The following is a 10,725-nucleotide window of genomic DNA, read 5'->3' as shown; positions in this document are numbered from 1 at the left end:
TTGCCGTTGAACGTCGGTGAGCAGGCGGATGATCGTCGCCTGGTGGAATCCACTCGTGCGTTGTTCAAAACCGGTTTCTTTCAAGATATCCAGCTGGGCCGCGAAGGCAACGTTCTGGTAATCACGGTCGTTGAACGTCCGTCGGTTGCCAGTATCGAGATCGAGGGCAACAAGGCGATCTCTACCGAAGACCTCATGAAAGGCCTCAAGCAGTCCGGTCTGGCCGAAGGCGAGATCTTCCAGCGTGCGACCCTTGAAGGTGTTCGTAACGAACTGCAACGTCAGTACGTCGCGCAGGGTCGCTACTCGGCTACCGTCGATACCGAAGTGGTATCGCAGCCGCGTAACCGTGTCGGCCTGAAGGTGAAGATCAACGAAGGCACCGTTGCTGCCATTCAGCACATCAACGTGGTGGGCAACACTGTCTTCCCTGATGACGACATGATCGACCTGTTCGAGCTGAAGACCACCAACTGGCTGTCGTTCTTCAAGAACGATGACAAGTACGCCCGCGAAAAACTGTCCGGTGACCTTGAGCGTCTGCGTTCCTACTATCTGGATCGCGGCTATATCAACATGGATATCGCTTCGACCCAGGTGTCCATCACCCCGGACAAGAAGCACGTCTACATTACCGTCAACATCACTGAAGGCGAGAAGTACACCGTACGTGACGTCAAGCTCAGCGGTGACCTGAAAGTGCCTGAAGACCAGGTCAAGTCCCTGCTGCTGGTACAGAAAGGCCAGGTGTTCTCGCGCAAGCTGATGACCACCACGTCCGAACTGATTACCCGTCGTCTGGGTAACGAGGGTTACACCTTCGCCAACGTCAACGGCATTCCTCAGCCGCATGACGATGACCACACCGTGGACATCCTCTTCGCAGTCGATCCGGGCAAGCGTGCTTACGTCAACCGCATCAACTTCCGTGGCAACACCAAGTCCGAGGACGAAGTGCTGCGTCGTGAAATGCGTCAGATGGAAGGTGGCTGGGCTTCGACCTACCTGATCGACCAGTCCAAGACCCGTCTTGAGCGTCTGGGCTTCTTTAAGGAAGTAAACGTCGAGACGCCGGCTGTGCCGGGTGTCGATGACCAGGTTGATGTGAACTACGCCGTTGAAGAACAGGCGTCCGGTTCGATCACCGCCAGCGTCGGTTTCGCACAGAGCGCCGGTCTGATCCTCGGTGGTTCGATCACCCAGAACAACTTCCTCGGTACTGGTAACCGCGTGAGCGTTGGCCTGACCCGAAGCGAATACCAGAGCCGATACAACTTCGGTTATGTTGACCCGTACTGGACCGCCGATGGCGTGAGCCTGGGTTACAACGCTTTCTATCGCACCACTGACTACAAAGACCTTGACGTCGACGTAGCAAGCTATGCGGTAGACAGCCTGGGTGCCGGCGTCAACGTGGGCTATCCGATCAGCGAGACTTCGCGTCTGACCTTTGGTCTGTCCGCGCAGCAAGACAAGATCAAGACCGGCCAATACACCGTTGACGAGATTTTCGACTTCGTTAACAAGGAAGGCGATAACTACCTGAACTTCAAGGCGTCGGCCGGCTGGTCCGAGTCCACTCTGAACAAAGGCGTGTTGCCGACCCGTGGCCGTTCCCAGAGCCTGACCCTGGAAAGCACTATTCCGGGCAGCGACCTGTCGTTCTTCAAACTCGATTATCGTGGTCAACTGTTCCAGCCGATCACCGAGAACTACACCCTGCGCCTGCACACCGAGCTGGGTTATGGCGACGGTTATGGTTCGACGGATGGCTTGCCGTTCTATGAAAACTACTATGCTGGTGGTTTCAACTCGGTTCGTGGCTTCAAGGACAGCACCTTGGGTCCTCGCAGTACCCCGAGCCGTGGTCAGGCGGTAACCGGTAACACAGGTACTCTGGCTGACCCGGATCAGGATCCGCTTCCGTTCGGTGGTAACGTGCTGATCCAGGGCGGTGTTGAGGTCCTGTTCCCACTGCCGTTCGTGAAAGATCAGCGCTCCCTGCGTACCTCGGTATTCTGGGACGTCGGTAACGTATTCGATTCGACGTGTAAATCGACCACCAATGCCGATGGTACGAAGGCCAACACTCAGTGCAACGACATCAGCCTGAGCAACATGGCCAGCTCCGTCGGTGTAGGCGTGACCTGGGTCACCGCGCTGGGTCCTTTGAGCTTCGCCTTGGCGATGCCAGTCAAGAAACCGAATGACGCTGAGACTCAAGTGTTCCAATTCTCCCTCGGCCAGACGTTCTAAGCGTCTGACCCAAGATAACGACAATGGATTTTGTAGGAGTGCATCGTGCGTAAGTTGACTCAATTGGTTCTCCTGGCCTCCGTACTGGTGGCAGGCCCGGCGTTCGCCGACATGAAAATCGCCGTTCTGAACTATCAGATGGCTCTGCTTGAGTCCGACGCGGCCAAGAAATACGCCGTGGATGCCGAGAAGAAATTCGGTCCTCAGCTGACCAAGCTCAAGACTCTGGAAAGCAGCGCCAAGGGTATTCAGGATCGCCTGATGGCCGGTGGCGACAAGATGCAACAGGGTGAGCGCGAGCGTCTGGAGCTGGAATTCAAGCAAAAGGCCCGTGACTTCCAGTTCCAGTCCAAGGAACTGAACGAAGCCAAAGCAGTTGCCGACCGCGAAATGCTCAAGCAACTGAAGCCGAAGCTGGATAGCGCAGTGGAGGAAGTCATCAAGAAAGGTGCTTTTGACCTGGTGTTCGAGCGTGGTGCAGTGATCGATGTCAAACCTCAGTACGACATCACGCGCCAGGTTATCGAGCGCATGAATCAGCTGAAGTAACCCATGACCGTGACCATCAAGCTCGGCCAGTTGGCCGAGTTCCTCGGCGCCACCCTGCGTGGCGACCCGGAGAAGCAAATTACTGGGCTAGCCACTTTGCAAGAGGCTGGCCCAGCTCAGTTGAGCTTTCTGGCAAATCCTCAATACCGCAAATACCTGGCTGGCTCGCAGGCGGCTGCGCTATTGCTGAAAGAAGCTGATGCCGAAGGTTATGCTGGCAACTCGCTGGTAGTGCCGGACCCTTATCTGGCTTATGCACGTATATCCCATCTGTTCGATCCCAAGCCAAAATCCACTGCCGGGATTCATCCGACAGCGGTGATTGCGGCAGATGCAGTGGTTGATCCAACCGCCAGCATCGGCCCGTTCGTGGTGATCGAAGCGGGTGCGCAGATTGGCGCGCAAGTCACGTTGGGCGCGCATTGCTTCATTGGTGCCCGCAGCGAAATCGGCGAGGGCGGCTGGCTCGCTCCGCGTGTGACGCTGTATCACGACGTGCGCATCGGCAAACGAGTGGTTATTCAGTCCGGTGCAGTGCTCGGCGGTGAGGGCTTCGGCTTCGCCAACGAGAAAGGCATCTGGCAGAAAATCGCCCAGATCGGTGGCGTGACCATCGGCGACGATGTGGAGATCGGCGTGAACACCGCCATCGACCGCGGTGCGTTGGCCGATACCGTCATCGGCAACGGTGTGAAGCTCGACAACCAGATTCAGATCGCACACAACGTCCAGGTCGGTGATCACACCGCCATGGCCGCGTGTGTCGGTATTTCCGGCAGTACCAAAATCGGCAAGCATTGCATGCTCGCCGGTGGTGTTGGTCTGGTCGGGCATATCGATATTTGCGACAACGTTTTCCTGACCGGCATGACCATGGTTACCCATTCGATTACCGAGCCGGGCGCCTATTCTTCCGGTACAGCGATGCAGCCGGCTGCCGAGTGGCGCAAAAGCGCGGCACGCATCCGTCAGCTCGATGACATTGCACGACGTTTGAAACAGCTGGAAAAGCGCGTAGGGGAAGTGACCCCCGACGGCAATGCTTCATCTGATGGCTGATACCATTTCCATATCAAGTGTGCACAGCCTCTAGACTGCCTCCTTGATTTGCTAGAGGAGTGCGCGTCAGTCGCGCTCCCAATCTTTACATAGGCTTCCCCCCGAAATGATGGACATCAACGAGATTCGCGAATACCTGCCTCACCGTTACCCGTTCCTGCTGGTAGACCGGGTCGTGGAACTGGACACTGAAGGCAAGCGCATTCGCGCCTACAAGAATGTCAGCATCAACGAACCATTTTTCAACGGTCACTTCCCTGCGCATCCGATCATGCCGGGCGTGCTGATCATCGAAGCGATGGCTCAGGCTGCCGGGATCCTCGGTTTCAAAATGCTCGACGTGAAGCCGGCCGACGGCACCCTGTATTACTTCGTTGGTTCCGACAAGCTGCGCTTCCGTCAGCCGGTTCTGCCGGGCGATCAGTTGATCCTCGAAGCCCGTTTCATCAGCTGCAAGCGCCAGATCTGGAAGTTCGAATGCCAGGCTTCCGTTGACGGCAAGCCAGTCTGCTCCGCTGAAATCATCTGCGCGGAACGCAAACTATGAGTTTGATTGACCCTCGTGCAATCATCGATCCGTCGGCCGTTCTGGCTGATGGCGTCGAGGTCGGCCCGTGGTCGATCATCGGCGCAGGTGTGGAAATCGGCGAGGGGACCGTGATCGGGCCGCATGTTGTACTCAAAGGCCCGACCCGCATCGGCAAGCACAATCGCATCTACCAGTTTTCATCGGTAGGCGAAGACACGCCCGATCTGAAATACAAAGGTGAAGAAACCCGTCTGGTGATTGGCGATCACAACGTGATTCGCGAAGGCGTGACCATTCACCGTGGCACTGTTCAGGATCGCTCCGAAACCACCCTCGGCGATCACAACCTGATCATGGCGTATGCCCATATCGGTCACGACAGCGTCATCGGCAACAACTGCATTCTGGTCAACAACACTGCGTTGGCCGGGCATGTACACGTTGAAGACTGGGCGATTCTTTCCGGCTTCACTCTGGTGCACCAGTACTGCCACATCGGCGCCCACAGCTTTTCCGGCATGGGTACCGCCATTGGCAAAGACGTTCCTGCGTTCGTCACCGTGTTCGGCAACCCCGCCGAGGCACGCAGCATGAACTTTGAAGGCATGCGTCGTCGTGGTTTCAGCGAAGATGCGATCCACGCTCTGCGCCGCGCCTACAAAACCGTGTACCGCCAAGGGCTGACTGTCGAGCAGGCGCTGGCAGAGTTGGTAGAACCTTCTGCGTTGTTCCCGGAAGTCGCGATTTTCCGTGACTCGATCCAGTCGTCGACTCGCGGCATCACTCGCTGATCATGGCTAATCTGCGAATTGCGCTGGTAGCGGGCGAAGCTTCCGGTGACATCCTGGGCGCCGGCCTGATGCGTGCCCTAAAGGCACAGCATCCAGCCGTCGAGTTCATCGGCGTCGGTGGTCCTCTGATGCAGGCCGAAGGTCTGACTTCCTACTTTCCCATGGAGCGCTTGTCGGTCATGGGGTTGGTGGAAGTCCTCGGTCGGCTGCGCGAGTTGCTCAAGCGCCGCAAGCACCTGATCGCCACGCTGATCGCTGAGAAGCCGGATGTGTTCATCGGTATCGATGCGCCGGACTTCAACCTCAATATCGAACTGAAGCTGCGTCAGGCCGGGATCAAAACCGTGCACTACGTCAGCCCGTCGGTATGGGCGTGGCGGCAGAAGCGCGTGCTGAAGATTCGCGAAGGTTGTGATCTGATGCTCACGCTGTTCCCGTTCGAAGCCAAATTCTACGAAGAGAAAGGCGTGCCGGTACGGTTCGTTGGTCACTCGCTGGCCGATGCGATTCCGCTTGAGGCTGATCGTGACGCTGCGCGTGCTGAATTGGGCTTGCCCGATGGCCCGCTGGTGGCGTTGATGCCCGGCAGTCGTGGCGGGGAGGTTGGTCGTCTCGGTGCGTTGTTCCTCGATACGGCGCAGCGTCTGCGCGCGATGCGTCCCGGTGTGCGTTTCGTCATGCCATGCGCCAGCCCTGAGCGGCGGGAGCAACTCGAAGAGCTGCTCGCAGGCCGTGATCTGCCGGTGACCTTGCTCGACGGCAAGTCACATCTGGCGCTGGCAGCCTGCAACGCTGTACTGATTGCTTCCGGTACCGCGACCCTTGAAGCGCTGTTGTACAAGCGGCCGATGGTGGTTGCCTACCGACTGGCCCCGCTGACGTTCTGGATTCTCAAGCGCATGGTCAAGAGCCCGTATGTGTCGCTGCCAAACCTGCTGGCCCAGCGTTTGCTGGTCCCGGAATTGTTGCAGGATGATGCGACGGTCGAGGCGCTGGCTCAGACCCTGTCGCCATTGATCGAGGGTGGCGAAGAGCAGACCCGTGGTTTCGACGAGATTCACCGCACGCTGCGGCTGGATGCTTCCAATCAGGCGGCGGATGCCGTCCTCAACCTGATCGGTCAGAAACGATGAGTAAGACGATGCAGATGGGCCTGGATTTCACTCTGGTTGCCGAAGTTGAAGAACTGGTTGCCGGCGTCGATGAAGTCGGTCGCGGCCCGTTGTGCGGTGCAGTGGTGACGGCAGCAGTGATCCTCGATCCGAACCGGCCGATTCTCGGTCTCAACGACTCGAAGAAACTCACCGAAGCCCGGCGCGAAAAGCTCTACGACGAGATCATCGAAAAATCCCTGAGCTGGTGCATTGCCCGCGCCGAAGTCGAAGAAATCGACGAACTGAACATTCTGCACGCGACCATGCTCGCGATGCAGCGTGCGATTGCCGGGCTGCACATTCAGCCGAAACTGGCGATGATCGATGGCAACCGTTGCCCGAAACTGCCGATGCGCTCCGAAGCGGTGGTCAAGGGCGATAGCAAGGTTCCAGCGATTGCTGCAGCGTCGATTCTGGCCAAGGTCAGCCGCGACCGCGAGATGGCTGCATTCGAATTGATCTACCCGGGTTACGGCATCGGCGGCCATAAAGGCTATCCGACGCCCGTTCATCTGGAAGCGTTGGTGCGTCTCGGGCCGACGCCGATTCACCGCCGCTCGTTCGCCCCGGTTCGACAGGCTTACGAAGCGCTGGAAGGTCTGGCGCAGGTTTAGTCACAAGGCTGATGTTTTGTTCGAGGCCCGGTACAATCCGGGCCTTGTTGTCTTCACGTTTCTGGACAGGATCACTATGCCGGCTTCATTCGTTCATCTACGCCTGCACACTGAATACTCCCTGGTCGACGGGCTGGTGCGGATCAAGCCGCTGGTCAAGGCCCTGAACGGCATGAACATGCCCGCCGTGGCGGTCACCGACCAGAACAACATGTGTTCGCTGGTCAAATTCTATAAAAACGCCATGGGCGCCGGGATCAAGCCGATCTGCGGCGCCGATCTGTGGCTGTCGAACAAAGACCCGGACGCGCCGCTGAGCCGGATCAGCCTGTTGTCGATGAACGCCAAGGGCTATCGCAACCTCACCGAGTTGATCTCTCGCGGTTTTATCGACGGCCAGCGCAATGGCTCGATCATCATCGAGCGCGAGTGGGTAGCGGAGGCCAATGAAGGCCTGATCATGCTCTCGGCGGCGAAAGAGGGCGAGATCGGTCAGGCGATGCTCAGCGGTAACCCGCAAGAAGCAGAAAACCTCGCCCGCGAATGGATGGCGGTTTTCGGCGATCGTTTTTACCTGGAAATCCAGCGCACCAGCCGTCCCAACGATGAAGAGCAACTGCACGGTGCCGTGGCCCTGGCCGACAAGCTCGGCGCGCCGCTGGTTGCGACCAACGATGTGCGCTTCATCAAGCAGGAAGACTTCGCCGCTCACGAAACCCGCGTTTGCATCGGTGAGGGCCGCGCCCTCGACGATCCGCGGCGTTCGAAGAATTACAGCGATCAGCAGTACCTGAAAAGCGCCGAGGAAATGGCCGAGCTGTTCAGTGATATTCCGGATGCGCTGGAAAACACCGTCGAGATCGCCAAGCGCTGCAACATCGAAGTAAAGCTGGGCACGCACTTTTTGCCCAACTTCCCGATTCCCGATGGCATGACCATCGACGAATATTTCCGCAAAGTGTCGTTCGACGGTCTGGAAGAGCGCCTCAGCGTTCTGCTGCCCAGGGACACCACCGAAGACTACGAAGCCAAGCGCCAGGTGTATGTCGACCGGTTGAATTTCGAGCTGGATATCATCATCCAGATGGGGTTCCCCGGTTACTTCCTGATCGTTATGGACTTTATCCAGTGGGCCAAGAGCAACGGCGTGCCGGTTGGCCCGGGTCGTGGATCGGGTGCCGGGTCGCTGGTGGCCTATGTGCAGAAGATCACCGACCTCGATCCGCTGGAATATGACCTGCTGTTCGAACGTTTTCTTAACCCGGAACGGGTATCCATGCCCGACTTCGACGTCGACTTCTGCATGGACGGTCGTGACCGGGTAATCGACTACGTGGCCGAGAAATACGGCCGTAACGCGGTGAGCCAGATCATCACCTTCGGTTCCATGGCCGCCAAGGCTGTGGTGCGCGACGTGGCGCGGGTACAGGGCAAGTCCTACGGTCTGGCGGATCGTCTGTCGAAGATGATTCCGTTCGAAGTCGGCATGACCCTGGAAAAAGCCTACGAGCAGGAAGAAATCCTCCGTGATTTCATCAAGGTCGATGAAGAGGCCGCGGAAATCTGGGAGATGGCGCGCAAGCTCGAAGGCGTTGTGCGTAACGTCGGCAAGCACGCCGGTGGTGTGGTTATCGCGCCGACCAAGCTGACTGACTTCTCGCCGATCTATTGCGACGAGGCCGGTGACGGTCTGGTAACCCAGTTCGACAAGGACGACGTCGAGGCCGCTGGTCTGGTGAAGTTCGACTTCCTCGGTCTGCGGACTCTGACGGTCATCGACTGGGCGCTGAAAACCATCAACCGTGATCGCGCCAAGATTGATGAGCCGCCGCTGGATATCGCGTTCATCCCGCTGGATGACAAGCCGACTTACCAGTTGCTGCAAAAAGCTGAAACCACTGCGGTATTCCAGCTTGAATCCCGAGGCATGAAAGAGCTGATCAAAAAGCTCAAGCCCGACTGCCTGGAAGACTTGATCGCACTGGTGGCGCTGTTCCGTCCGGGCCCGCTGCAATCAGGCATGGTTGACGACTTTATCAACCGTAAGCACGGTCGCGCCGAACTGGCGTATCCGCACTCGGACTACCAGTACGAAGGCCTCAAGCCGGTATTGGCGCCGACTTACGGCATCATCCTGTACCAGGAACAGGTGATGCAGATTGCCCAGGTCATGGCCGGTTACACCCTTGGCGGTGCGGACATGCTGCGTCGAGCCATGGGTAAGAAAAAACCCGAAGAAATGGCCAAGCAGCGCGGCGGTTTCATTGAAGGCTGCACTGCTAACAACATCGATCCGGACCTGTCCGGTAACATTTTCGACCTGGTGGAAAAATTCGCCGGTTACGGCTTCAACAAATCCCACTCGGCCGCTTATGGTCTGGTGTCATACCAGACCGCTTGGCTGAAAACCCACTACCCGGCGCCATTCATGGCCGCGGTACTGTCGGCGGATATGCACAACACCGACAAGGTCGTGACCTTGATCGAAGAAATTCGCACCATGAAGCTGCGTCTCGACGCACCGGATGTGAATACTTCGGAGTTCAAGTTCACGGTGAATGACGAAGGCCGGATTATCTACGGCCTCGGCGCGATCAAAGGTGTGGGCGAGGGGCCGGTGGAAGCCATCACCGAGGCGCGTCAGGAAGGTCCATTCAAGGATCTGTTCGATTTCTGCGCCCGTGTCGATCTCAAACGTATCAACAAGCGCACCCTGGACGGTTTGATCCGCAGCGGTGCGCTGGATCGTCTCGGGCCTTACTTCCATGACGAGCAGAAAGCCTATCAGGCCAATATCGACCGCAATCGAGCGGTCTTGCTGAATGCCATGGAAGGGGCGATCAAGGCCGCGGAACAAACCGCGCGTACCCACGACAGCGGTCATGTCGACCTGTTTGGTGGGCTGTTCGTCGAAGAAGACGCTGATGTCTACGTCAATCACCGCAAGGCCAAGGAGCTGACCCTCAAGGAACGTCTCAAAGGTGAGAAAGACACCTTGGGCTTGTACCTGACCGGTCACCCGATTGACGAATACGAAGGCGAGATTCGCCGTTTCGCCCGTCAGCGCATCATCGACCTGAAACCGGCCCGGGATACCCAGACCGTGGCGGGGATGATCATCGCCCTGCGGGTGATGAAGAACAAAAAGGGCGACAAGATGGGTTTCATCACCCTCGACGACCGCTCCGGACGGATCGAGGCGTCGCTGTTCGCCGATGCGTTCCATTCCGCGCAGTCGCTGTTGCAGACCGACGCGATGGTGGTGGTCGAAGGCGAAGTCAGCAACGATGACTTCTCCGGCGGCCTGCGCCTGCGGGTCAAGCGTGTGATGAGCATGGAAGATGCGCGAACCAATCTGGCCGAGAGCCTGCGCCTGAAGTTGCAGACCCAGGATCTGAAGGGCGATCAGCTACGCTGGCTGGGCGATTTGCTCAAGCGTCATCGTGGCGCCTGCCCGGTCACCATGGAGTACACCAGTCCTGACGCCAAGACCTTGCTGCAGTTCGGCGAGACCTGGCGAATCGACCCGGCGGATGCCTTGATTCAAGCCTTGCGTGACCAGTTCGGGCGAGACAACGTCTTCCTCCAATACCGTTGACCGGCAGGCAATCTCGAATTGCCCGCCCGCAACCTGAATTTTTAATCTCGACCTTAGCGCGCCTCTCCCTTAAGGTAGGGCGCGAATAGACAACCGGCCGGCCCAAGCTCACTTGGGACTCGACCCAAGACGGACGCCTATGAACCCGAATTTTCTAGATTTCGTACAGCCGATC

The 10,725-nt window shown here is 58.0% G+C and carries 8 protein-coding genes; all 8 read left to right on the top strand.

Annotation, left to right across the window (positions count from 1 at the left end; genetic code table 11):
* Nucleotides 1-2,256: outer membrane protein assembly factor BamA (bamA, locus tag ACIOZM_RS29740; protein WP_401220771.1), on the top strand; the 2,256-nt coding region annotated here is incomplete at its 5' end.
* A 45-nt stretch (nt 2,257-2,301) separates the two neighbouring features.
* Entirely contained in the window at nt 2,302-2,805 is a 504-nt protein-coding gene (locus ACIOZM_RS29735) for an OmpH family outer membrane protein (RefSeq protein WP_007990260.1), read from the top strand.
* Nucleotides 2,806-2,808: 3 nt separating this feature from the next.
* Nucleotides 2,809-3,864 carry a UDP-3-O-(3-hydroxymyristoyl)glucosamine N-acyltransferase gene (gene lpxD, locus ACIOZM_RS29730; RefSeq protein WP_401220768.1) on the top strand — a complete coding sequence of 352 codons (1,056 nt, stop codon included), beginning with the start codon at nt 2,809-2,811 and terminating at the stop codon, nt 3,862-3,864.
* Between the two features lie 106 nt (nt 3,865-3,970).
* A complete protein-coding gene (gene fabZ, locus ACIOZM_RS29725; RefSeq protein WP_025110881.1) occupies nt 3,971-4,411 on the top strand; it encodes a 3-hydroxyacyl-ACP dehydratase FabZ in 441 nt (146 codons plus the stop codon).
* Nucleotides 4,408-5,184 carry an acyl-ACP--UDP-N-acetylglucosamine O-acyltransferase gene (lpxA, locus tag ACIOZM_RS29720; protein ID WP_401220765.1) on the top strand — a complete coding sequence of 259 codons (777 nt, stop codon included), beginning with the start codon at nt 4,408-4,410 and terminating at the stop codon, nt 5,182-5,184. Before fabZ ends, lpxA begins: the two co-directional genes overlap by 4 nt.
* 2 nt (nt 5,185-5,186) lie before the next feature.
* Nucleotides 5,187-6,317 carry a lipid-A-disaccharide synthase gene (gene lpxB / locus ACIOZM_RS29715; protein ID WP_401220762.1) on the top strand — a complete coding sequence of 377 codons (1,131 nt, stop codon included), beginning with the start codon at nt 5,187-5,189 and terminating at the stop codon, nt 6,315-6,317.
* Between the two features lie 8 nt (nt 6,318-6,325).
* Complete coding sequence (gene rnhB / locus ACIOZM_RS29710; RefSeq protein ID WP_401220773.1) at nt 6,326-6,952, top strand: ribonuclease HII; 627 nt, start codon at nt 6,326-6,328, stop codon at nt 6,950-6,952.
* 76 nt (nt 6,953-7,028) lie between these two features.
* The gene (dnaE, locus tag ACIOZM_RS29705; protein ID WP_401220759.1) at nt 7,029-10,550 is read left to right on the top strand and encodes a DNA polymerase III subunit alpha; all 3,522 of its coding nucleotides are present in this window, start codon (nt 7,029-7,031) and stop codon (nt 10,548-10,550) included.
* Nucleotides 10,551-10,725 lie beyond the last annotated feature (175 nt).

Origin of the sequence: Pseudomonas sp. NPDC087346 (genome assembly GCF_044744235.1) — a bacterium.
Classification (GTDB): domain Bacteria; phylum Pseudomonadota; class Gammaproteobacteria; order Pseudomonadales; family Pseudomonadaceae; genus Aquipseudomonas.
This window is presented reverse-complemented; position numbering and strand designations above follow the sequence as displayed.

Excerpts from the sequence above, each read along its gene's own strand:
- lpxB (WP_401220762.1), top strand. The coding sequence starts at position 5,187 with ATGGCTAATCTGCGAATTGCGCTGGTAGCGGGCGAAGCTTCCGGTGAC.
- lpxA (WP_401220765.1), top strand. The coding sequence starts at position 4,408 with ATGAGTTTGATTGACCCTCGTGCAATCATCGATCCGTCGGCCGTTCTG.
- rnhB (WP_401220773.1), top strand. The coding sequence starts at position 6,326 with ATGCAGATGGGCCTGGATTTCACTCTGGTTGCCGAAGTTGAAGAACTG.
- dnaE (WP_401220759.1), top strand. The coding sequence starts at position 7,029 with ATGCCGGCTTCATTCGTTCATCTACGCCTGCACACTGAATACTCCCTG.
- lpxD (WP_401220768.1), top strand. The coding sequence starts at position 2,809 with ATGACCGTGACCATCAAGCTCGGCCAGTTGGCCGAGTTCCTCGGCGCC.
- fabZ (WP_025110881.1), top strand. The coding sequence starts at position 3,971 with ATGATGGACATCAACGAGATTCGCGAATACCTGCCTCACCGTTACCCG.